At 70.5% G+C, this 22,427-nt stretch carries 21 protein-coding genes and 1 pseudogene; 10 read left to right on the forward strand and 12 right to left on the reverse strand.

Translation table 11 applies throughout. The features are described from left to right. Positions 1-280 precede the first annotated feature (280 nt). The 4 genes and pseudogenes from QSK25_RS21860 to QSK25_RS21875 all read left to right on the forward strand — a co-directional run. Positions 281-787, forward strand: a pseudogene (locus QSK25_RS21860) (ATP-binding cassette domain-containing protein); the annotation flags it as partial. A gap of 224 nt (positions 788-1,011) precedes the next feature. Then, positions 1,012-1,980: an ABC transporter permease gene (locus QSK25_RS21865; protein ID WP_285640763.1), complete on the forward strand. Its 969-nt coding sequence runs from the start codon at positions 1,012-1,014 to the stop codon at positions 1,978-1,980. Between the two features lie 31 nt (positions 1,981-2,011). After that, a complete protein-coding gene (locus QSK25_RS21870; protein WP_285640764.1) occupies positions 2,012-2,389 on the forward strand; it encodes a GntR family transcriptional regulator in 378 nt (125 codons plus the stop codon). Between the two features lie 25 nt (positions 2,390-2,414). Continuing rightward, positions 2,415-3,278, forward strand: coding sequence for an ABC transporter ATP-binding protein (locus tag QSK25_RS21875; protein WP_285640766.1), 864 nt, complete (start codon positions 2,415-2,417; stop codon positions 3,276-3,278). A gap of 98 nt (positions 3,279-3,376) precedes the next feature. Here the strand turns inward: QSK25_RS21875 and QSK25_RS21880 are convergent, their stop codons facing one another. Then, a complete protein-coding gene (locus QSK25_RS21880; RefSeq protein ID WP_285640767.1) occupies positions 3,377-4,948 on the reverse strand; it encodes a phytoene desaturase family protein in 1,572 nt (523 codons plus the stop codon). A 231-nt stretch (positions 4,949-5,179) separates the two neighbouring features. Between QSK25_RS21880 and QSK25_RS21885 the strand changes: the two genes are divergently transcribed. Next, positions 5,180-6,418 carry an ABC transporter substrate-binding protein gene (locus QSK25_RS21885; RefSeq protein WP_285640768.1) on the forward strand — a complete coding sequence of 413 codons (1,239 nt, stop codon included), beginning with the start codon at positions 5,180-5,182 and terminating at the stop codon, positions 6,416-6,418. A 108-nt stretch (positions 6,419-6,526) separates the two neighbouring features. On the opposite strand, the gene QSK25_RS21890 is transcribed toward QSK25_RS21885, so the two are convergent. Further along, entirely contained in the window at positions 6,527-8,863 is a 2,337-nt protein-coding gene (locus QSK25_RS21890) for a Tex family protein (protein ID WP_285640769.1), read from the reverse strand. Between the two features lie 49 nt (positions 8,864-8,912). Between QSK25_RS21890 and QSK25_RS21895 the strand changes: the two genes are divergently transcribed. Together QSK25_RS21895 and QSK25_RS21900 are read left to right on the forward strand one after the other, a co-directional pair. Then, positions 8,913-10,010 carry an alkaline phosphatase family protein gene (locus tag QSK25_RS21895; protein ID WP_285640770.1) on the forward strand — a complete coding sequence of 366 codons (1,098 nt, stop codon included), beginning with the start codon at positions 8,913-8,915 and terminating at the stop codon, positions 10,008-10,010. 45 nt (positions 10,011-10,055) lie between these two features. Beyond that, positions 10,056-10,916 carry a patatin-like phospholipase family protein gene (locus tag QSK25_RS21900; RefSeq protein ID WP_285640771.1) on the forward strand — a complete coding sequence of 287 codons (861 nt, stop codon included), beginning with the start codon at positions 10,056-10,058 and terminating at the stop codon, positions 10,914-10,916. Here the strand turns inward: QSK25_RS21900 and QSK25_RS21905 are convergent. The 8 genes from QSK25_RS21905 to QSK25_RS21935 are packed head-to-tail and all read right to left on the reverse strand — an operon-like array spanning position 10,905 to position 17,922. Further along, a complete protein-coding gene (locus QSK25_RS21905; protein WP_285640772.1) occupies positions 10,905-12,221 on the reverse strand; it encodes an LLM class flavin-dependent oxidoreductase in 1,317 nt (438 codons plus the stop codon). The genes QSK25_RS21900 and QSK25_RS21905 overlap by 12 nt on opposite strands. Then, the gene (locus tag QSK25_RS21910) at positions 12,218-12,880 is read right to left on the reverse strand and encodes an ABC transporter ATP-binding protein (RefSeq protein WP_285640774.1); all 663 of its coding nucleotides are present in this window, start codon (positions 12,878-12,880) and stop codon (positions 12,218-12,220) included. The genes QSK25_RS21905 and QSK25_RS21910 overlap by 4 nt, the downstream gene beginning before the upstream one ends. Next, positions 12,856-13,689, reverse strand: coding sequence for an ABC transporter permease (locus QSK25_RS21915; RefSeq protein WP_285640776.1), 834 nt, complete (start codon positions 13,687-13,689; stop codon positions 12,856-12,858). The genes QSK25_RS21910 and QSK25_RS21915 overlap by 25 nt, the downstream gene beginning before the upstream one ends. After that, on the reverse strand, positions 13,686-14,708 hold the full coding sequence (locus QSK25_RS21920) for an ABC transporter substrate-binding protein (RefSeq protein ID WP_285640777.1): 1,023 nt from the start codon (positions 14,706-14,708) through the stop codon (positions 13,686-13,688). The genes QSK25_RS21915 and QSK25_RS21920 overlap by 4 nt, the downstream gene beginning before the upstream one ends. After that, positions 14,708-15,667, reverse strand: a complete 960-nt coding sequence (locus tag QSK25_RS21925) for a TauD/TfdA dioxygenase family protein (protein ID WP_285640778.1) — start codon at positions 15,665-15,667, stop codon at positions 14,708-14,710. The genes QSK25_RS21920 and QSK25_RS21925 overlap by 1 nt, the downstream gene beginning before the upstream one ends. 44 nt (positions 15,668-15,711) lie before the next feature. Beyond that, positions 15,712-16,827, reverse strand: a complete 1,116-nt coding sequence (locus QSK25_RS21930; RefSeq protein WP_285640779.1) for an ROK family transcriptional regulator — start codon at positions 16,825-16,827, stop codon at positions 15,712-15,714. 40 nt (positions 16,828-16,867) lie between these two features. Then, a complete protein-coding gene (locus QSK25_RS45430) occupies positions 16,868-16,957 on the reverse strand; it encodes a putative leader peptide (protein WP_322789012.1) in 90 nt (29 codons plus the stop codon). Between the two features lie 59 nt (positions 16,958-17,016). Beyond that, a complete protein-coding gene (locus QSK25_RS21935) occupies positions 17,017-17,922 on the reverse strand; it encodes a protein kinase family protein (RefSeq protein ID WP_285640780.1) in 906 nt (301 codons plus the stop codon). A gap of 71 nt (positions 17,923-17,993) precedes the next feature. Between QSK25_RS21935 and QSK25_RS21940 the strand changes: the two genes are divergently transcribed. Genes QSK25_RS21940 through QSK25_RS21950 form a run of 3 tightly spaced genes read left to right on the forward strand, consistent with a single transcriptional unit; the run spans position 17,994 to position 20,408 of the window. Then, on the forward strand, positions 17,994-18,569 hold the full coding sequence (locus tag QSK25_RS21940; protein WP_285640781.1) for an RNA polymerase sigma factor: 576 nt from the start codon (positions 17,994-17,996) through the stop codon (positions 18,567-18,569). After that, positions 18,566-19,450: a hypothetical protein gene (locus QSK25_RS21945; protein ID WP_285640783.1), complete on the forward strand. Its 885-nt coding sequence runs from the start codon at positions 18,566-18,568 to the stop codon at positions 19,448-19,450. The genes QSK25_RS21940 and QSK25_RS21945 overlap by 4 nt, the downstream gene beginning before the upstream one ends. A gap of 43 nt (positions 19,451-19,493) precedes the next feature. Beyond that, the gene (locus tag QSK25_RS21950; RefSeq protein ID WP_285640785.1) at positions 19,494-20,408 is read left to right on the forward strand and encodes an alpha/beta fold hydrolase; all 915 of its coding nucleotides are present in this window, start codon (positions 19,494-19,496) and stop codon (positions 20,406-20,408) included. On the opposite strand, the gene QSK25_RS21955 is transcribed toward QSK25_RS21950, so the two are convergent. Beyond that, on the reverse strand, positions 20,318-20,824 hold the full coding sequence (locus QSK25_RS21955; protein ID WP_285640786.1) for a hypothetical protein: 507 nt from the start codon (positions 20,822-20,824) through the stop codon (positions 20,318-20,320). The genes QSK25_RS21950 and QSK25_RS21955 overlap by 91 nt on opposite strands. A gap of 47 nt (positions 20,825-20,871) precedes the next feature. Then, complete coding sequence (locus QSK25_RS21960; RefSeq protein WP_285640787.1) at positions 20,872-22,413, reverse strand: WS/DGAT/MGAT family O-acyltransferase; 1,542 nt, start codon at positions 22,411-22,413, stop codon at positions 20,872-20,874. Between the last annotated feature and the right edge of the window lie 14 nt (positions 22,414-22,427).

Raw genomic sequence — 22,427 nt, forward strand, 5'->3', positions numbered from 1 at the left:
GGTGAACACCCTGGCAGCGGTCCCCACCAGACCAGACGACAGATCTTCGGAAAGACACAAGGTCAGTCAAGCCACGAGTCAGACCAGCCCAGCGAGAACCACCACACACATCCTCACTGTCAAGCCCGATCTCTATCGTCGCGCAGCGGCGATGACGAAACCAAAGCTCGTCTCAAGTCTTTGCGCCGAACGCAACCACCAACGCAACGCGACCATGGCAACCCCAGCTCTCAGCACCCTTTCACTAGTTACCTAGTGAAAGGGTGCTACGGTGGTGCCCATGACGCAGAGGGAACCCTCGCCGGTCCGGGCGGAGAGCCTGGGCAAGAAGTACTCGAGAGGCTGGGCGCTACGCGACTGCACCCTGGAGATCCCCGCAGGCAGAACAGTCGCGCTGGTAGGCCCGAACGGCGCCGGCAAGAGCACCCTGATGGGCATGATCACCGGCCTCCTGCACCCCACCACGGGCAGGATCGAGGTGTTCGGCAGCACCCCGACCGGCCGCGGAATGCACGACGAAGTCGCCTTCCTGACCCAGGCCAAGCCGCTGTACCCGCAGTTCACCGTCGCTGACACGCTCAGCTACGGCCGGCACACCAACCCGAACTGGGACCAGGCGTACGCCGAGGAACTGGTGGAGAAGGCCCAAGTGCCGTTCGCGGCCAAGACGGGCACGCTGTCGGGCGGCCAGCGCACGAGGGTCGCGCTGGCACTCGCGCTGGGTAAGCGCCCCCGCCTCCTGATGCTCGACGAACCGCTCGCGGACCTGGACCCGCTGGCCCGCGAGAACGTGGTGCGGATGCTCGCCCAGGAGTGCCGGACGAACGGCATCACGGTGTTGCTGTCGTCGCACGTGCTGGCGGAGCTGGAAGACGTGTGCGACCACCTGGTGCTGCTGGCGGACGGCCAGGTCCGGCTGGCGGGCGATGTCGCGACCCTGCTGCGGGCCTTCCCCGAGCACCGGACGCTCAGCGGGCTCGCGCTCGCGCACATGCGGAACGAGGTGGCGGCATGACGTGGGTCGTGTGGCGGCAGCAGCGGACGTTGTTCCTCACGCTCGCCATCGGGCTGGTCGTCGGAGTGGTCACCGTCCTCGTGCTGCGGGCCGGGTCGATGGCCGACCTCACCACGCGCGGGCTCCTCGGCTGCGTGGGCAAGGGGATCTACGAATGCCGCGTTCCGGCGGCCGCCGAGTTCCAGCTCGCCTGGTTCGAGAAGATGCACATCGCGGCGGTCACGGTGCTCGCGGCGCCGTTGCTGATCGGGGTGTTCGTCGGCGCGCCGTTGTTCGCGCGGGAGTACGAGCACGGCACGCACGCGCTGGCGTTCACGCAGTCGGTGAGCCGGACGCGGTGGATGGTCGCCAAGTTCGTGGTGACGGCGGTGCCCGCGCTGACAGCCGTGGTGGTGTGGCAGGTCGTCGTGCACAGCTGGATGGACGCGGTGGGCAACCTCGGGCCGCTCGGCCTCGGGCCGTTCTACGGCACGATCTTCGACGGCCGGAGCGTCTCGCCGGTCGCGTACACGCTCTTCGCCTTCACGCTGGGCATGCTCGCGGGGGCGGTGTTCAAGCGCACGGTCGTGGCGATGACGGTGACGCTCGGGCTGTACGTCGTGGTGCGGGCGGTGGCCCTGCAGACGCGCGAACACCTGCTCGCGCCGACCAGGGTGATCAGCGACGAGGTGGTGGGCGCCCAGGTGGAACGCGGGCCGCTGTACGTGGCGAGCGGCTACCTCGACGCCAAGGGGCAGGTGGTCGCCGACCCGGCGCCGTTGATGAACTGCGTCGGCAGGGAGGACGCGCAGGGCGTCGTCGACACGGCGGCCTGCTTCCGGGAGAACGGGCTGGCGCAGCGGTTCTCCGACGTCATCCCCGTCGAGCAGGCGACGACGCTGCACCTGGTCGAAGGGTCGATCTTCGTGGGGTGCGCGGTGCTGTTCGTGCTCGGCACGGCGTGGGCCGTGCGCAGGCAGACGTGATCGGCGCGGGTGGGCACCTATGCTGAGCGGCGTGATCGAGTTTCGCATCGATCGGCACTCCGGGGTGTCCACCTATCTCCAGATCGCCGCACAGGTCAAGCAGGCCATGCGGATGGGGCTGCTCGGACCCGGCGACAAGCTGCCGACGGCACGGGAAGTGGTGGAGGCCACCAGGGTCAACCCCAACACCGTGCTGAAGGCCTACCGCGAACTCGAGCACGAAGGCCTCGTGGAGGGCAGGCGGGGCATGGGCACGTTCGTCACGGCCTCGCTCGCCACCGACGCGGCCAAGGCCGACGCTCCGCTGCGGCAGGACCTCGAGAGCTGGATGGACCGCGCGGTCGGCGAGGGGCTGTCCGGCGACGAGGTCGACGCGATCTACACCGACGTGCGGGGCACGCACTACTGAAGTCCACTGTGGACCTGGGAGCAGCATGAACGCCAGTCCGGTGCGCGCGGAGAACGTCGCGAAGCACTTCGGGCGCACCAGAGCCGTCGACGAGTGCTCGTTCGCGCTGCCGGAGGGCAGCGTCACGGGACTGGTCGGGCCGAACGGCGCCGGCAAGAGCACGCTGCTGTCGCTGATCGGCGGGCTCGCGCGGCCCACGCACGGCGAGATCACCGTGCACGGCACGCCGGTGCGCGGCCGGATGCACCCCGACGTGTCGTTGCTGACCCAGCAAAGGCCGCTGTACGACCAGTTCACGGTCCGCGAGCTGATGCGCGCGGGCGCGGCCATGAACGACCGGTGGTCGGCCGAACGCGCGGACGAGGTGCTCGACCTCCTTGCGGGCGTGGAGAAGGACGCGAAGGTGCGCACGCTGTCGGCCGGTGCGCGCACCCAGGTCGCGATCGCGATGGCGTTGGGGCGCCTGCCGAAGGTGCTGCTGCTGGACGAACCGATGGCCGACCTCGACCCGCTGGCGCGCGACGAGACGTTGCGGATCGTCATGACCGAGGTCGCCGAACGCGGCACGACGGTCCTGCTGTCCTCGCACCTGCTCACCGACCTCGGTGACGTCTGCGACCACCTGCTGCTGCTCGACGAGGGCCGCGTGCAGCTGTGCGGCGACATCGACGAGGTCCTGGACGAGCACCTGGTCGTCGTCGGGCCCGCCGACCAGGACCTGGAACGGGACGGTGTGGTCGACTCCTCCCGCACGTCCCGGCAGGTCACCGCGCTGGTCCGCGGCGGGAGCGTGCCAGCCGGGTGGGAGACGACGCGCCCCGACCTCGAAGCGCTCGTGCTCGGCTACCTGCGGGCGTCGCGCACCCGCCGGCGGGTCCGCGCCCAGTAGAGCGCCATCCAGCAGGGGAGCAACTCAGCAGGGGCCGCTCAGCAGAGAGCAACTCGGCAGAGAGCACCCGGCAGAGAGCAACTCAGCAGGAGAGCGGCTCAGTAGAGAGCTTTGTGCAGGCCCTGCACCAGGGTCCGGTAGAGCTCACCGGCCGCGCCCCAGCGGGCGAGCGCCGCCCGTGCCGCGTTCGCGCCGGCCGCGCCGTGCACACCGCCGCCCGGCCACGCCGACGAGCCCGCGAGGTACAGGCGGTCGAACGGGGTGTCCGCTCGGCCGAGGCCCGGCACCGGGCGGAACACCAGCTGCTGGTGGATGGCGCCGGTGCCGCCGTTGACCGAGCCGATCTCGGCCGGTCCGAGCACCGAACGGCCGAGGATGCGCGAGCGGAAGCCGGGGGCGCGTTCCTCGATCATCACCTCGAGGCGGTCGGCGCGGCGCTTCAGGCGGTCCGGTGTCCAGTTCCCGCCCCGCGGCACGTGCGTGTACGCCCACGCGGCCTCGGTGCCCGCCGGGGAACGGGACGGATCGGTCGTCGTCATCTGACCCATGACCATGAACGGCGTGCGCGGCACCTTGCCGCAGGCGAGCTCGTGCGCGACGGTCGCGAGGCCGTTCACGTCGCCGCCGAGGTGGATCGTGCCCGCCCGCGCGGCCTCGGGGTTCCCCCACGGGATCGGGCCCGACAAGGCCCAGTCGACCTTGACGGTGTCGCTGTCCCACTGGAACCGGCGCAGGTCCTCGGCCAGCCGGGAAGGCAGCGCGTCCGGGCCGAGCAGGTCGAGGTAGAGCGACGGGGCCGGGATGTCGGCGACGACCGCACGGCGTGCGCGCACGACCGAGCCATCGGCCAGACGCACGCCCACGGCCACGCCGCGCGCGTGCAGCACCTCGGTCACCTCGGCGTTCGTCTCGACGCGGCCACCGAACCGGCGCACCAGTGACGCCGTCAGTTCGCCCGCGCCGCCGCGCGGGACCGGGTTGCCGACCTCCTGGCCGAGCATCGCGAGCAGCCAGCCGAACCCCGCGCCGCCCGCCTGGTCGGGACCGAGGTCGGTGTGCATCGTGTTGCCCGCCAGCAGCAGCCGCGCGCCCTCGCCGTCGAACAGCTCCTCGCCCAGGCGGCGCACCGGCATCGTCAGCGTGCGGGCCAGCCGCAGGGCCTCGCCGACGCCCGCCGAACGCAGGAGGGAGAGGCCGCCGCGCACGGGTGGAAACGGTTGCAACAGAGAGTGAAGTACCGCTTCGCGCACTCGGAGCCACCGCGCGTACTCCGTCTGCCAGCGCTCGCTGTCCGCGTGGGCAAACGTGCCGACGGATTTGGCCGTTTCCGCGACGTCGCGGGAGAGCAGCGCGACTCGGTCATCCGGCAGAACGTGCGCTAGGACGGCTGGAGCGTGCTGCCACCGCACGTCGAGGTGCAGCGCGGCGAGCACGGGGGAGCCCAGGCCCAGCGGGTAGAAGGCGCTGTAGACGTCGTTGGTGAAGCCGGGCGCGGTCGTCTCCGCCGACGTCACGGCGCCACCAGGGCTGTCCCGCCGCTCCAGCACGAGGACGTCCCAGCCCGCGTCGGCGAGCAGTGCGGCGGCCACCAGCCCGTTCGGTCCTGACCCGATGACGATCGCGTCGGCCTCGTTCACGCACGCCTCCCCATAACCGTGTGGGGCAACCATTTCAGATCTTCGGACGTTCGGATGCGTCCGGACGGAGGTGTGGAATGTGACCGAACACGCCGTATCTCATTTCGTTCGGCACCGAAGAGCTAGCACACTCCGTAGTCGAACGGTAGTCACATGAACCTTACGTGTCTGTGTTCCGTACCACATAAGGGGCCATTGTGTGACCCCCGTGTCAATACTGAGCTACCGCTTAGTATGTGTCGATCATTTGACAAGGACTGCTGCATGCCCTTCCGTCGCGCACTGCCCACCGCCGCACTGGCGCTCGCCGTCCTCGTGGCCGGCTGCGGTGCGGAGACAACCGAGAAGCCCCAGGTCAAGACGGGGCCGGGCGTGACCGACGACACGATCTCGCTCGGCATCCTCACCGACATGACGGGCCCGTTCAAAGGCTCCGCGCTGACCCGCCTGAAGGGCTACGACCTGTACGTCAAGCAGGTCAACGACCGCGGCGGCATCTGCGGCCGCAAGATCGAGCTCAAGCAGAAGGACCACGCCTACGACGTCCAGAAGGCGCTCGACGCGTACTTCGACCTCGAGCCGCAGGTCCTCGGCCTGCTGGAACTCGCGGGCACACCGATGACCGCCGCCATCGAGCCCGACATCATGCAGACCCGCACGCTGACGGCCCCGGCCTCGTGGGCGGCGTCCCTGCTCGGCAACCCGCACATGATGATCGTCGGCACGACGTACGACCTCGACGTCATCAACGGACTTGATCACTACAAGCGCCGCGGCGTGATCAAGGAAGGCGACACCGTCGGACACATCTACGCCCAGGGCAGCTACGGCGACAACGCGGTCGAGGGCAGCCGGTTCGTCGGCACGCAGTGGAACATGAAGATCGCCGAGCAGCCGATCAGCGAGGTCGCCGCCGACCTCAGCCAGCAGGTCGCCGCGCTGAAGGCCCAGGGCGCCAAGGCCGTCGTGCTGAGCACCACCCCGCCGCAGACCGCCGCCGCCGTGGGCGTCGCCGCCGCGCTGAAGTGGGACGTGCCGTTCCTGGTCAACGTGGTCGGCTTCGACACCGCCATCCTCGACTCGCCGGTCGGCCCGGCCGTCGAGAAGCAGGTGACCGTGGTGACGTCGGTGGCGCCGTTCACCGGCACGCAGCAGGGCCCGCGCGAGGTCGCGGCGGCGTTCAACAAGTACTACCCGAACGACAAGCCGGCGATCTACGTCGACCACGGCTACACCGTCGCGAAGGTGTTCCTGTCGGTGATCGAGAAGGCCTGCCAGAACGGCGACCTCTCGCGGGACGGGGTGCTGGACGCGTTCCACAACACCAACGGCCTGGACACGCAGGGGCTGACCGGGGCGCTGCACTACTCGCTCGTCGGACGGCCCTCGGCCACGCAGTCCTACATCACGAAGGTCGACTCGAAGGTGCCGGGCGGTCTGACCACCGTCGAGGAGCTGTTCGAGTCGGAGCTCGTGAAGGCCAAGGGCACCCGCGCCAAGTGAGCACCGCACGGCCGCCCCAGGGGTCTGCCGGCCCCGCGGACGCCCTCCCAGCCGCCAAATGAGAAACGGGCCCGTCCTGTCGCCAGGAGGGCCCGTTTCCCGTCCGTTCTACTTGCCGAACCCGGCCTTGCGGAGCGCGTCCGCCATCGAGCCGTTGGCGGGCGGCGGCGAGTTGCGCTGCTGCCCACCGCCGCGCTGCTGCCCGCCCCCGCCGCGCTGCTGCGGACGGCCACCGCGGTCCCGGCCGCCACCGCCGTGCTGCTTCGGCGCGGGCTTGCCCGGCTCGTCGGTCAGCCGCAGCGTGAGGCCGATGCGCTTGCGGGCCTCGTCGACCTCCAGCACCTTCACCCGCACCACGTCACCGGACTTCACGACGTCGCGCGGGTCCTTCACGTAGTTGTTGGACAGGGCCGAGATGTGCACGAGGCCGTCCTGGTGCACGCCGATGTCCACGAACGCGCCGAACGCGGCCACGTTCGTCACGACGCCCTCCAGCACCATGCCGGGCTTGAGGTCGGCGATCTTCTCGACGCCGTCCGCGAAGGTCGCCGTCTTGAACGCCGGGCGCGGGTCGCGGCCGGGCTTCTCGAGCTCCTTCAGGATGTCCGTGACGGTCGGCAGACCGAACTGCTCGTCCACGAACTGCTCGGGCCGGATCTTCGTCAGCACCGCCGTGTTGCCGATCAGTTCGGCACCCGCGGCCTCCTGGATGCGGCGCACGACCGGGTACGCCTCGGGGTGCACCGAGGACGCGTCGAGCGGCTCGTCGCCGCCGCGGATCTTGAGGAAGCCCGCGCACTGCTCGAACGCCTTGGGGCCGAGCCGTGCGACCTCCATCAGCGCCTTGCGGGTCCTGAACGGACCGTTCGAGTCGCGGTGCAGCACGATGTTCTCCGCGAGGCCGGCGGTGATGCCGGAGACGCGGGTCAGCAGCGGCACGGACGCGGTGTTGAGGTCCACGCCGACCGCGTTCACACAGTCCTCGACCACCGCGTCCAGAGACCGCGACAGCTTCGACTCCGCGAGGTCGTGCTGGTACTGGCCGACGCCGATGGACTTCGGGTCGATCTTCACGAGCTCGGCCAGCGGGTCCTGCAGACGGCGGGCGATCGACACGGCGCCGCGGATCGAGACGTCGAGGCCGGGCAGTTCGGACGACGCGTAGGCCGACGCCGAGTACACCGACGCGCCCGCCTCGGACACCACGATCTTGGTGAGACCCAGGTCGGGGTGGCGCTTGATCAGGTCGGCGGCGAGCTTGTCGGTCTCGCGCGAGGCCGTGCCGTTGCCGATGGCGATCAGGTCGACGTTGTGCTGCTTGGCCAGGGCCGCGAGCTTGGCGATCGACTCGTCCCAGCGGTTCGCGGGCACGTGCGGCTGGATGACGCCGTGCGCGACGACCTTGCCGGTGGCGTCGACGACCGCGACCTTCACGCCGGTGCGGTAGCCGGGGTCGAGGCCCATCGTGGCGCGGGTGCCGGCCGGGGCGGCCAGCAGCAGGTCGCGCAGGTTCGACGCGAACACCTTGACGGCCTCGTCCTCGGCGAACGAGCGCAGCCGGCCGCGCAGGTCGATGCCCAGGTGCACGAGGATCCGGGTCCGCCACGCCCAGCGCACGGTGTCGGTGAGCCACTTGTCGCCGGGACGGCCCTGGTCGTCGATGCCGAACCGCGAGGCGATCCGCACCTCGAACGTGGACGGCCCGCCCTCCTCGTTCGGCTCCTCCGGCTCCAGGACGAGGTCGAGGACCTCCTCCTTCTCGCCGCGGAAGAGCGCGAGGATGCGGTGCGACGGCAGCTTCGCGAACGGCTCGTCGAACTCGAAGTAGTCGGAGAACTTCGCGCCCTCGGTCTCCTTGCCCTCGCGGACCTTGGAGACGACCCGGCCGCGCGTCCACATCTGCTCGCGCAGCTCGCCGATCAGGTCGCCGTCCTCGCCGAACCGCTCGACCAGGATGGCCCGCGCGCCCTGCAGGGCGGCCGCGGCGTCCGCGACCTCCTTGGCGGGGTCGACGAACTTCGCGGCCTCCTCCTGGGGGTTCAGGCCAGGATCACCCAGAAGTGCGTCGGCGAGCGGTTCGAGACCGGCCTCCTTCGCGATCTGGGCCTTGGTGCGGCGCTTCTGCTTGTACGGCAGGTAGAGGTCCTCCAGCCGCGCCTTGGACTCGGCGGCGAGGATCTGCGCTTCGAGGGCTTCGGTGAGCTTGCCCTGCTCGCTGATGGAGTTGAGGACGGCAGCCCGGCGCTCTTCCAGTTCGCGCAGGTAGCCGAGGCGTTCCTCGAGCGTGCGCAGCTGGGCGTCGTCGAGACCGCCGGTCGCCTCCTTGCGGTAGCGGGCGACGAACGGGACGGTCGCGCCACCGTCGAGCAGTTCGACAGCAGAGCCGACCTGGCCAGCGGCCACGCCGAGCTCGTCAGCGATCTTCTGGTGGATGAGCGTTGTCACAGCGCGCCATTCTGCCCGCTGTCCGATTCGACGTGGCACGGTGTCCTTCATGACCATCGCCGAGGTCGTTCCCTCACTGCTGTCGGGCCTGGACGTTCCGGGTGCCGACAACACGCTCGGCCTGCCCGCGGCCCGGCGTGTCGTCCTGCTGCTCGTCGACGGCCTGGGCCACGAGCTGCTGCGCGCGCACGCCGCGCACGCGCCGTTCCTGTCCTCGCTGCCGGACCGCTCGATCGACGCCGGGTTCCCGTCCTCGACGGCCACCAGCATCGCCTCGATCGGCACCGGGCTGCACTCCGGTGAGCACGGCATCGTCGGCTACACGTTCGCCGTGGGTGACGAGGTGCTGAACTCGCTCACCTGGTCGCGGGCCGGCGAGCAGGGCCACGACCTGCGCAAGACGCTCGTGCCGGAGGTCGTGCAGCCGCACCCGACGCTGTTCGAACGCGCGGCGGCCGCCGGGGTCGCGGTGAGCGCGGTCGCCCCGCTGCTGCACCGCTCGTCCGGGCTGACCAGGGCGGTGCTGCGCGGCTCGTGGTTCCGCGGCGTGGCGGGCTTCGGCGACCTGGCGCTCGGGGCCGTGGCGGCGGTCGGGCAGGACCGGTCGTTCTGCTACGCCTACCACGCGGACCTCGACACGATCGGGCACTTCTACGGGCCGGGCTCCGAGGAGTGGCTGGTGCAGCTGGAGTTCGTGGACTCGCTGGCCGAGCGGATCGCGTCGCGGCTGCCCTCCGGCGCGCAGCTCGTGGTCACGGCGGACCACGGCATGGTGACCGCGGGCGAGCGGATCGACTTCGACACGGAACCGTTGCTGTGGCAGGGGGTTCGCGTGATCGCGGGCGAGCCGCGGGTGCGGTACCTGCACGTGGAGAGCGACGAGGTGCTCTTCACGTGGCGGGAGTTCCTCGGCGACCGCGCGGACGTGCTGACGCGCGAGGACGCCGTGGAGGCCGGGTGGTTCGGACCGGTGAGCCCGCTCGCGGCCGACCGGATCGGGGACGTGGTGGTGGCGATGCGGGACGCGCACGTGGTGGTGCGCAGCCAGGCCGAGCCGTTGCTGAGCGGGCTGACCGGGGTCCACGGCTCGCGGACGCGGGCGGAGCTGGCCATCCCGTTGCTTGTGCACTCAGTGGCTTCAGTGTAGACCGAAACCAGCTGGATTCCTTGGCTCGCTTTAGGATCACCGGACGTGACGATCGAACTGCCAGGACCAGTCGGGTTCGTGCTCGGCGGCGGGGGAAGCCTCGGCGCCGCGCAGGTGGGCATGCTGCGGGCGTTGCACGAGCACGGCGTGCGGCCCGATCTGGTGGTCGGCACGTCGGTCGGGTCGGTCAACGGCTCGTTGCTCGCGCTGGACCCGGACAAGGCGTTCGAGCGGCTCGCGCTGCTGTGGGAGGGGATGACCCGGCCGCGGGTGTTCCCCGGCGGGCCGATCGCGCAGCTGAGGTCGTTGCGCACCAACAAGACCTACCTCTTCCCGAACACCGGGCTGGCGTCCGTGCTGGAGGACGGGCTCGGCGGCTGCACGTCGTTCTCCGACCTGACGCTGCCGTTCGGCGCGGTGTCGGTGAACGGCGTGACGGGCGAGGCGGTCAACATCACCGAGGGCGAGCTGATCCCCGCGATCCTCGCCAGCGCGGCGATCCCGGGCGTCTACCCGCCCGTGCGGATCGGCGACCAGGTGCTCTACGACGGTGGTGTGCTGGCGAACGTGCCGATCCGCCAGGCGTTGGCGATGGGCGCGAAGTCGTTGGTGGTGCTGGACTGCGCGTTCCCCGGCCACCTGCCGACGGTGCCGGAGACGCTGGCCGAGACGCTGCTGTTCTGGGCGACCCTGGGCATGCGCAACCAGGCCGTGCTGGAGGTGGAGCTCGCCTCGCAGAGCGCGCCGGTGCTCTACCTGCCGGGTGCGCCCGTCCAGGCCGTGACACCGCTCGACTTCTCGCACACCGCGGAACTGGTCGAGGCCTCCTACCAGGCCTCGACCACGTTCCTCACGACGCTGGAGATCGCCGGCGTGGGGCTCTACGGGCACCCGTCACACGGGTAGCGCGGCGAACTGGCTCGCCGGGCGCGGCAGGCCGTAGTGCTCGCGCAGGGTCGTGCCGGTGTAGTCGGTGCGGAAGAGGCCGCGTTGCCGCAGGATCGGCAGGACGTCCTCGGCGAACCGCTCCAGGCCGGACGGCAGCACGGCGGGCATGATGTTGAACCCGTCCGCCGCGCCGGCGCGGTGCCACTGCTCGAGCTGGTCGGCGACCTGGACCGCGGTGCCGGCGAACGTCTTGTGGCCGCGGCCGCCGCCGAGCCTGCCGATCAGCTGCCGGACGGTGAGGCGTTCGCGCCGGGCCAGTTCGACGATCAGCGTGTAGCGGGACTTGGCGCCCTCGATCGCGGCCTCGTCCGGCAGGTCGGCGGGGAGTTCCTCGTCGAGTTCCAGGTGGTCGACCCTGAGCAGGCCCGCGAGCTGACGGGCGGCGTGCTCGGGCACGATCAGGCGTTCCAGTTCGGCGTCGAGGGCGTGCGCTTCCTCCTCGGTGGCACCGATGACCGGGACCAGGCCGGGGAGGATCTTGACCTCGTCCGGGTCGCGGCCGAACTCGACCGCCCGGCGCTTGACGTCCTGGTAGAACGCGACGGCGTCCTCCAGCGTCTGGTGCGCGGTGAAGACGGCCTCCGCGTGCCGGGCGGCGAAGTCCCTGCCGTCCTCGGAACTGCCCGCCTGCACGAGCAGCGGGTAGCCCTGGGGTGAGCGCGGGAGGTTGAGCGGACCGCGGACCTTGAAGTGCGGGCCGACGTGGTCGACGGTGTGGACGCGGTCGTCCAGCGCGTGCACGCCGGTGGTCTTGTCGGCGACGATCGCGTCGTCGTCCCAGGAGTCCCAGAGCTTCTTCGACACCTCCACGAACTCCGCGGCCCGGTCGTAGCGGGTCAGGTGCGCGGGCTGGGCGTCGAGGCCGAAGTTGCGGGCCGCGTCGTCGCCCGCCGTCGTGACGATGTTCCAGCCCGCGCGGCCGCCGCTCACGTGGTCGAGGGAGCTGAACCGGCGGGCGAGGTTGAACGGCTCGTTGTAGGTGGTGGACGCGGTGGCGATCAGGCCGATCCTGGTGGTGACGGCGGCGATCGCGGTCAGCAGGATCGTGGGTTCGATCCTCCCGGCCGGGCGTCGGCTCGGGTTTCCCCACAGCACGGGGGAGTCCGCGAGGAAGACCGAGTCGAACTTGGCGTCCTCGGCGATCCGCGCGATCCGCTGGTGGTAGGCGATGTCGAGGTGCGCCAGCGGTTCCGACTCCGGCAGCCGCCAGGACGCCTCGTGGTGGCCGGTGTCGTGGAGGAAGAGGTTGAGGTGCAACGTCATGCGGGTGCTCCGATGCCGAGTGCGGACAACAGGTGCGTGCGGTCGGTGTCGTGCGCCGGGAGGTCGAGGCCGATGCGGCCGTCCTGCAGGACGAGGACGCGGTCGGCGAGTTCGACCGCCTCGTCGACGTCGTGCGTGACCAGCAGGACGGCGGGCCGGTGCTTGGCGCACAGTTCGCGCAGCAGGTCGTGCATCCTGATGCGGGTCAACGCGTCCAGCGCGCCGAAGGGTTCGTCGGCGAGCAGCAGGCGGGGTTCGCGGACGAGGCAGCGGGCGAGCGCGACGCGTTGCTGCTCGCCGCCCGAGAGTTCGGCGGGCCAGGCCTTCTCGCGGCCCTGGAGCCCCACCTCTTCCAGTGCTGCCGCGCCCCTGCCCGGTTTGACGCCGAGCTCGACGTTGTCGAGGACGCGCAGCCAGGGAAGCAGGCGGGAGTCCTGGAACGCGACGGCGACCTCGTGCGGGACCTCGAGGGTGCCCTCGCCGGTGACGTCGTGGTCGAGGCCTGCGATGGCCTTGAGCAGCGTGGACTTGCCGGAGCCGCTGCGGCCGAGCAGGGCCACGAACTCGCCGGGTGCGATGGTGAGGTCGAGGTCGTCGAGGATCTTGCGGTCCTGGAACTGGCGGGTGAGGCCGTTCACCCGGACAGCGTGCGTCGCCATGCCAGCGCCCTCCGTTCGACGAGGCGGAGAACGGCGTCCGAGACGAACCCGAACAGGCCGTAGACGACGAGGCCGACGACGATCACGTCGGTCTGGCCGTAGTTCTGGGCCTGGAACATCAGGTAGCCGATGCCGCTGGTGGCGTTGATCTGCTCCAGCACCACGAGCGACAGCCAGGACGCGGTGACGGCGAGCCGGAGCCCGAGGAAGAAGCCGGGGAGCGCGCCGGGGAAGACGACCTTGCGCACGTACTGGGCGCGGTTGAGGCCCACGGCCTCGGCGAGTTCGACGTAGCGGCTGTCGATGCCGGTCAGGGCGGCGTGGGTCTGCAGGTACATGATCGTCGCGATGGTCACGGCGATCACGACGATCTTGAACTCCTCGCCGATGCCGAGCCAGAGGATCAGCAGCGGGATCAGGCCGAGCGACGGGATCGCGCGCTTGACCTGGACCGTGCCGTCGATCAGCGCCTCGCCGACGCGGCTCAGCCCGGACGCGATGGCGAGCAGCGTCCCGGTTGCGGCGCCGAAGAAGAAGCCGAGCGCGGCGCGTTGCAACGACGTGAGGACGCTCTCGGGCAGCTTGCCGTTCTCGGTGAGCTCGATTCCTGTTCGGACGATCGTCCACGGTGCGGACAGGATGCGCGGGTCGAGTGCGCCGGTCGCGGAGGCGACGCTCCAGACCACGATGATCAGTGTCGGCCCGAGGACCCGTCCGTAGGGGATGGGTCTGCCCAGTCCCAGGCGTGTGCGGCGGGTGGGCGCGGCCGGTGCGGCGACGGCGGCGGGGCGGTCGAGCACGTGGGTCATGTCCGGCTCCGGTACTTCGCGTCGACGGCCTCGGCCGCGACCTTCTCGAACCGGCGGTCGAACAGGCCGGTGACGTCGAACTTCTCCACGAAACCGCCCTCCGCCAGCAGGTCCGCGGTCTCCTGCTCCCACGCGATCGCGCGGTCCCAGTTCGTGGGGAAGGTCAGCGGCGGGGTGGACTGCACGATGCGGTCGCCGTCGGCCTTGGAGACGTTCTGGTCCTTGACGTAGTAGTGGTCGACCCACTTGTCGGGGTTCTCGTAGGTCCACACGGTGCCGCGCGCCCAGAACGGGATGAACGCCTTGATGGCGGCCAGTTTCGCGGGGTCGTTGAGGACCTCGACCGGTGCCCACAGGACGGTGAGCAGGTCGACGGAGTTCATCTTGATCGCGGTCGCGTCCGGGTACTGGCCGAGGTACTTGGTGAGCTGCGGCTCGGCGAGCACGGCCACGTCGACCTGACCCGCCTGCACGGCGGTGAGGAACTGGTTGCTGGTCAACGGGACCAGCTCGACGTCGCCGGTCTTCAGGCCGAGTTCCTTCAGGGTGCGCAGGACGACCACGCCCTGCGCCTGGCCCTGGCTGAAAGCGATCTTCTTGCCCTTGAAGTCGCCCAGGGACTTGATGGGTGAACCCGGCTTGGTGGCGTAGGTGTAGAGGGGTTGGTCGCGCTCGCCGACCGCGACGATCTTCGTCTGCAGCCGGGTGGCCTGGGCCTGGATCGGCGGGATGCCGGCGTTGGAGCCGAGGTCGACGGACCGCGCGCGGAACGCCTGGATGACGTCCGGCCCGGCCTGGATGTTCGGCCAGTCGCTGACCTGGAACGGGAGCTTGCCGAGTTCGCCGCTCGCTTCGAGCTGCTTGAGCGTGGTGCGGATGGAGATCGACAGCTTCGTGTCGGGCGGCGGGGGTGTGGTGGGCAGGTCGCCGAGGACCTGCTGCGTGGTGGTGCCGCCCGCGGAGCACCCCGCGGCACCGAGAGCCGCGAGGCCGAGCAGCAGGGAACGCCTGGTCAGCATCAGTCCACCACCACGGCGTGGTCTGCGGTGAACGGGCGGCCGGCGAGCAGCGTGGACTCGCGGCCGTCCGGGCCCACCGGGGTGTCGCCGACGAGCGTGACGCGGTGCAGGGTGCGCTGGACGTCGAGGTGCTCCAGGTCGCGCGGGGCGAGGTGGGCGGTGGCGCGGTTGTCCCAGAACGCGACGCTGCCCGGCTCCCAGCGGAACCGCACGGTGTACTCGGGGCGGGTGAGCTCGGCGTACAGCAGGTCGAGGATCGCCTTGCTCTCACTGGCGGACACGCCCACGACGTGACTGGTGAAGCCGGGGTTGACGAACAGGCCCTTCTCACCGGTGAACGGGTGCACGCGGACGACCGGGTGCTCGGCGACGAGCAGGTTGTCGTTGACGCGCTTGGCGTACGTGCCGTCCGCGACCTTCACCGCACCGCCGTAGCGGTGTTCGGCCCTGAGTCCGTCCACAAAGGACTTGACGGGTTGCGAGAGTCCGTTGTAGGCGGCTACGAGGTTGGTCCACGTGGTGTCGCCGCCGATCTCGGGCACCACCTCGGCGCGCAGGATCGAGGCGGCGGGCGGGTTCACGGCGGCGGTGACGTCGGTGTGCCAGCCCGCGAAGTAGCTGTACTGGCGCTTGCGGGTCTGCTCGGTGAAGTCCTTGCCGTAGCGGTCCTCGTACCGGCGCGGGTCGATCGTGAAGATCTCCGGGAAACCGGTCGGCGGGGCGTCGTCGTGCGGGTGGGCGTAGGTGAGTTCGCCGAACTGGCGGCCGAACGCGATCTGGCTCGCGTGGTCCAGCTCCTGGTCGCGGAAGAAAATCACCTTGTGTGCGTGCAGTGCGTTCTGAAGGGCTTCCAGCTCAAGTGCCCGCAGCGGCTGAGAAATGTCGATGCCCGAGATTTCCGCGCCGATGTGCCCGGCAACCGGCTTGACGGTGAGCGTCTTTTCCTGGACTGAGGTCATGGGGCAAGCGTGCAGTTCAGGGTTTTGTGATGTCTATTTTCTGCTCAGGGAAAATAAGTCGTTCCACCGTAGATGTCGCTGAGCACGACGCTTCCGGCGGCGACGCTGAGAACGTCGCTACCGAAACTCGTCTGAATGACGTCGCCCCTGCGCTCGTGGATTTCCGCTGTCAATTCGTTCCAGCATCCGGGAACGAGGATCGCGCCCGCCTCCACGACCACGAGCACGTCCGGGTTGATCACGTCGAGCAGCAGTTGCGCCGCCTGCCCGACGAGCCGCGCCCGTCGCCGGAACAACTCGACCGCGCGCCCGTCACCGCGTCGCCCCGCCTCGATCAGCAGGTCCAGCGACGGTTCCGCGATGATCCCGAGCCGCGCGGCCCGTTCCGCGAGCGTCCGGTTCGACGTCGCGGCCTCCAGGCAACCCCGGCGCCCGCAGGGGCACGGGGTGTCGTCGTCCCGCAGCCGCAGGTGCGCGATCTCGCCCGCCGCGCCACCCGGACCGCTGTGCACCGACCCGCCGGTGACGATGGCCGCGTCGACCACGTTGCCCACGAACAGGTGCACCAGGCTGGTGCGGGCTCTGGGATCAGCCCCGAAGAGCTGCTCGGCCCGCGCGAGCGCCCTCGAGTGCGACTCGACCTGAACTGCCATGTCGAGCGCGGTGGTCAGGAACTGCCCGGCCGGAACGTCCTTCCAGCCGAGCTGGCTGTGCTCCACGATCGTGCCGTCGTCGATCCGCCCGCCGGTGGCGAGCCCGACCCCGATCGGCACCCTGTCGTGCCGGCGCAGGAACGCGGGCACCCGTTCGGCGATCCGCCGCAACGCCTTCGCCGCGTCGGGCCGGTGGTGCGGCTCCCGTTCCTCGGCGAGCACCCGCCCCCGCAGGTCCACGAGCGCCAGGGTCGTGTGCCCGTAAGCGATGTGCACCCCGCACACCACGTGCCGGTCCACGTCGATGTCCACCGGCACGTGCGGCCGCCCGATCGTCACCCGCGGCACCCGTGCGTCGACCTCGCGCACCAGCCCGCGCTCGGCGAGTTCGGCGTACTGCTTCGTGACGGTGGCGGCGCTCAGCCCGGTGAGGCGGGCGATGGTGCTGCGCGCGACGGGCCCGTGGTCCAGCACGGACCTGAGCACGGTGGCGGCGGTGCGGCTCACGTGTCCCTCCCCTTCTCGCAGGGGCTCGGCTGCTCTCCGGTCAGGCGAAGGCGGGCACGGCACAGATCGCGCTCGCCTGCCGACGGAGGTCGACGTGGCGGCGCGTGCTGAGCACGGATGCCTGGGACACGCCTCCGATGCTGACACCCGCCGCGCTCTTCAGCCAGACCGCCCACGTGGTGGGACGGGCTAGCGGGCCAGCACGCGTTCGACGTTGTGCTCGGCGATCTCCCGCATCGCCGCCCGGTGCGGGAAGTCGCCGTCCAGCAACCGGAGCGGACCCTCCACAAGGGACAGGTGCTGCGCCAGCCGGTACAGCGAGAGCCGCGCGGGGTCGAGCCCTGGCGCCGGCCGGTAGTGCTCGTGGAACCGCAGTTCCAGGAACGCGTGCTCCCACTCGACGTCGAAGAACATCACGCCCTCGATGTCGATCAGCACCGGCCGTGAGTCCACCACGAGCACGTGGTCGGGGCCGAGTTCGCCGTGGATCAGCCCGTACGTCGAGCGCGGTTCGATCGCCGCGTGCCGGTCGCGCAGCGCGGACTCCAGCCGCGCTCGTTCGGCGGCGATGCGTGGCACCCGCGCGCAGCACTCGTCCAGGTGCCGCAGAGCGCGCTCCAGCACCACGTCCGGCACCGGTGGCGCGTCGGCCGGCTGCAACGCGCTCGGGCGGCCGTAGCGCGGGCTGGTGTGCCGGTGCATGCCCGCCACGTCGTCCCACAGCCGGTCCAGGGCGTCGGCGTCGTGGCCCAGCACCTTCTCCAGGAACTCGCCGCCGAGGTCCTCGACCACGATCACGTCCCGGTCCACCAGCACGAGCCGGGGCACGCCCGCGCCCGCCTCAGCCAGGGTGGTGTGGGCGGTGAGGAACAGGTCGCGCCCGCTCGCGTTGCCGAACAACGGGTCCGGCTCGTGCTCGGGCCAGTAGTCCTCGTCCGGGCGCCACACGTAGGCGACGCCGGTGGTGCCGTCGTCGAGCGTCAGCCGGTAGACGCCCTTCTTGCTGCCGCCGCGCAGCCGGGCCACGTCGCGCAGTTCTCTGCCGTACGCCGCCTGCGCGATGCCCGCGAGGTCGGCCACCCCCAGATGTGCCACGCTCGGCGACGATAGACGGAGGCACGTGAAACCGGTGCCAACACTTGCGGGGCGGGCGGACACGAGCAGGTATGACAACCGAAGACCCTGACGACCGCACGCTGTGGTCGCAGGCCGCCGGTGGCAGCGCGCACGCCTTCGGGGTGCTGTTCGACCGGCACGCGAAGGCGGTCTACAACCACTGCTTCCGGTTGACGGCCTCCTGGGCCGAGGCGGAGGACCAGCTGCAGGCCACGTTCCTGCTGGCCTGGCGCAAACGCGCCGACGTGCGGCTCGAACGCGAGTCCGCGCTGCCGTGGCTGCTCACCGTCGCCACCAACGTCGTGCGCAACGAACAGCGCTCGCTCACCCGGCGCCTCAAGAACCTCCGGCGCGTGAGCGAGGACCGCGCCGTGCCCGACCACGCCGACCTCGTCGCCGAACGGATCGACGACCAGCAGCGGATGCGCGACCTGCTCGCCGCCGTGCGCAAGCTGCCGCGCAACGAACGCGAGGCGCTCGCCCTGTGCGTGTGGTCCGAGGTGTCCTACGCCGACGCGGCGGCGGTCCTCGGCATCACCGAGGGCAGCGTCCGCGCACGGGTCAGCAAGGCCAGGTCGAAGCTCCAGCACCACCGCGAACTCGTGCCCGCAGGGGAGGACCGATGACCGACATGCTCCCGCCCACCCGCGACCTGCCTCCCGGCAGCCACACCCGGATCCGCGCCGAGCTCGAACGGGCCGCCGCGGGCCGCACCAGGCGCCGGTCGCTCTTCCCCGTGCTCGCCGGGAAGAGCCGTCGCCGGCTGCTGTTCCCCGTCCTCGCCGGGGTCGCCTCGGTGGCGGCCGTGGCCACCAGCGTGGCGTTGCTCCCGCCGGCCCCGGGACCGCCCGCCCCGGCCGTCCAGATCACCAGCACCCCGATGGACACGCCGAAGGCACCGGACTTCGGGGTGCCGGAGGAAACCGTCAAGGCGATCGAGAAGGACTGCGGCCAAGTCGCCGGGGCCGGCGACGCGAAGCTGTACCAGCTGCTCGACGGCGAGGTCCGGTTCGCGTTGCTCTACAGCGGCAGCGCGGCGCTCGACTGCACCATCGGTGTCGGCGGCATGCCGTACAACTCCGGCTTCGCGGGCACCGAGGTGAAGTGGCTGCCGGGGCACTTCTCCGTCGACCTCAGCGGGGCGAGCGCCGGTGGTGACCTCAACCTGAAGCCGATCTACCAAGGCGTGCCCGGCAGCCGCACCGTCGCCGGCCGGGTCGACGGCCGGGTCGCGCGGGTGACGTACACGATCGACGGCCGGACCGTGGAGGCCGGCATCGCCAACGGCACGTTCCTCGTCCGGATGTACTACCCGTCGGACTGGCAGATCCCGAACATCGACGACCAGGGGGTCCTGCGGTTCTACGACGCGGCGGGCACCCTGCTCGGCACCGGTGCCGACGTGTGGAAGAAGTGCTACGTCGACCCCCAGGGCAAGGTCGTCCAGGGCGACCGGCGCGCGGACCCGGCGACGTGCGTCCCCGCCACCCCGTGGAACCCGAGGTAGAGCTCACTACCACCCGGTCAGTTCAAGCGACATACTGGTTGGTATGACGACTGTGGCGCACTTCGGCGGGACCAGCCACCACGCGGACCTCGACGGGCCCGTGCACTGGGTCGACTTCGGCGGACCGGAAGACGGTCCCCGCGTCGTGCTCGTGCACGGGCTCGGCGGCTCCCACCTCAACTGGGTGCTGCTGGCGCCGTTGCTGGCGCGGAAGGCCCGCGTCACGGCCGTCGACCTCGCCGGGCACGGCCTCACCAACCCGGAGGGGCGCGAGACCACCGTCCAGGCCAACACGAAGCTGCTCGGCCGGTTCCTGCGCGAGGTCGTCGGCGAACCGGTGGTCCTCGTCGGCAACTCGATGGGCGGGCTGATCTCGCTCTTCCAGACCGCCTACGACCCCGAGCTGGTCAGGGGCCTGGTGCTGGTCGACCCGGCGTTGCCGATGGTGCTCGGCACGCGCCCGGACCCGACGATGCTCGGCACGTTCTTCCTGTACTCGGTGCCGGGCCTGGGGGAGCGGTTCCTCGCGAGGTCACGGGCCGTGCCCGCCCGCCGGCAGGTCGACCGCCTGCTGGAACTGGTGTGCGCCGACCCCTCCGGCATCCCCGAGGAGCTCAAGAACGCGAGCGTGCACCTGATCGGCGAGCGGGCCAAGGTCGAGGGCCTCGACAAGGCGTTCATCGCGGCCGCGCGCAGCGTCGTGTTCACGAGCTCCAGGCGCGGCGCCTACCACGCCGCGATGGGGAAGATCCGCGTGCCGGTGTTCCTGATGAGCGGCGACAAGGACCGGCTGGTCAACGTCGCCGCCGCCCGGTACGTGGCGCGCATGTACCCGCACTGGCGCTACGACGAGTTCGCGAACGTCGGTCACGTGCCCCAGATGGAGATCCCCGAGGTCGTGTCCGAGAGGGTCCTGGCCTGGATGGACGCCAACCGCCTGAGCACGTCCGCGAGCTGACCGAGGGTGAGCCGCTCCCGCAGCACGGGGGCGGCCCCGGTCAGCACGAAGTGGTCGTCGTGCTGCTCGACGCCGGTGAGCTCGATGCCACGCGGCAGGTCCGGCACGGCGAACACCTTCGCCGGCAGCCACCGGTGCGGCCTGACGTGCAGCTCGCCACCGACCAACCGGACAGTCAGCGGCAACCAACCGAACGGGTGCAACTCCGGGATGTCGGCTTTGGCGACCTCGACGCGGAACTCGACCGGCGAGGCCACCAGGACCGCGGGCGGGTTGACGTGCACGTCGCGGCACACGACCGTCGCGCGGCGCGCCCGCCAGCGCGACCACCGCACGTCCTCCAGCTCGATCCGGACGTCGTCGAGCTGACCGAGCGCCAGTCCCAGGGCGCCCAGCCGTGCGTCGAGTCCGACCACGGTCAGGTGCGCCTCGTGCGCACCCGCCTGGATCGTCAGGTCGTGCCTCAGGCCGTTGGCTCCGGCTTCGCGGCGGGCTCCGGCTTCACGCCGTTCGTGGCGGCCTTGGAGGTCGACCGCACGGCACGGGGCCGGGGAGCGGGCTTCTTGGCCACCGGCTTGGCGGGAGCGGCGTCCACGACCTTCTCCGCCACTTCCGTCTTCTCCGCGGCTTCGGCGGCCAGCGCGACCATCTCGTCGAAGCCCGTGCGGATGCCGTCCGCGAGCAGCTGCACGTCCGGCACGCCGTCGAAGTCGGCGTTGATGCCGAAGGTGAACCGGTCGAGGTAGGAGAAGATGCCGACGGTGATCCGGATCGTCGAGGCGACCGGCACGTACGGGAACATCTCCACCAGCGGGCGGCCGAGCATGTAGAGCGGGATGCGCGGGCCCGGCACGTTCGTGGTGACGGTCTGCAGGATCTGCTGCGGGAACCGCATCGCCGTGCGCGAACCGAGCGCCATCAACGTCGGCGCCGCGAAGTTCGACAGGTTCGTGATCACGTCGGCGCCCGCGGCCTGGCGCGAGCTCTTCAGGTCGTCCATCTGCGCGCGGATCGACGCGAGGCGCTTGACCGGGTCCGCCTCGCCGACCGGCAGGTTCACCAGCACGGCGCTGACGCGGTTGTTGAGTTCGTTGTGCTGGTCCGCCTTGCGCATCGACACCGGCACCATGGTCCGCACGACCATGCCCTCGGTCAGTTCGCCGCGCTTCTCCAGCAGGTCGCGGAACCCGCGGGTGATCGCCGTCAGGATGACGTCGTTGACGGTGCCCCCCGCGGCGGCGCGGATCTGTTTGATCTCAGCCAGGTTCGCGCGCGCCCACACCCAGCGGCGGTGCGGCCCGATGGGACCGTTGAGCGACGTCGCCGCGCGCGTGACCAGACGCTTCGCCGTACCGGGAAGAGAACCGAGAACGGTCTTGCCGAAGTCCAGGATCTCGCTCAGCGAACGGACGTTGCGCGCCACCGCGGGCAACGCGGACAGGTGCTGCACCGGCGTCACCACGGCGTCGCGCACGCCGTCGATCACGAGGTCCAGAGTGGACGGCTGCTTCTCCGGCGTCCACTCCTTCGGTTCCGGCAGCACGCTCTCGGACTTGAAGTCGAGGATGAGCTGGAGCATGTCCGATCCGGACACCCCGTCGATCATGCAGTGGTGGACCTTGGAGATGATCGCCCAGCGGCCGCCCTCGAGACCCTCGACGAGCCACGCCTCCCACATCGGCTTCTTGTCGTCGAGCTTCTGCGCGAAGATCCGGCCCGCGAGGTTGCGCAGCTGGTCCTCCCCGCCCGGCGACGGCACCGCGGTGTGGCGCACGTGGTAGAGGATGTTGAAGTGGTCGTCGTCGACCCACACCGGGCGGCCGACGTGGAACGGCAGCGCCTTCACCTTCTGCCGGTAGCGCGGCACCTGGTCCATGCGCGCCAGGAAGAGCCGGATCACGTCGCCGTACGACGGGACCGGTCCCTCGAAGACCAGGACGGAACCCACGTGCATGGGCACGTTCTCGTCCTCGATGAAGTAGAAGCTGGCGTCCAAAGAGCTCATGCGATCCACTCGAA

This window comes from Lentzea sp. NBRC 102530 (assembly GCF_030269365.1).
In the GTDB taxonomy this organism is placed as follows: Bacteria; Actinomycetota; Actinomycetes; order Mycobacteriales; family Pseudonocardiaceae; genus Lentzea.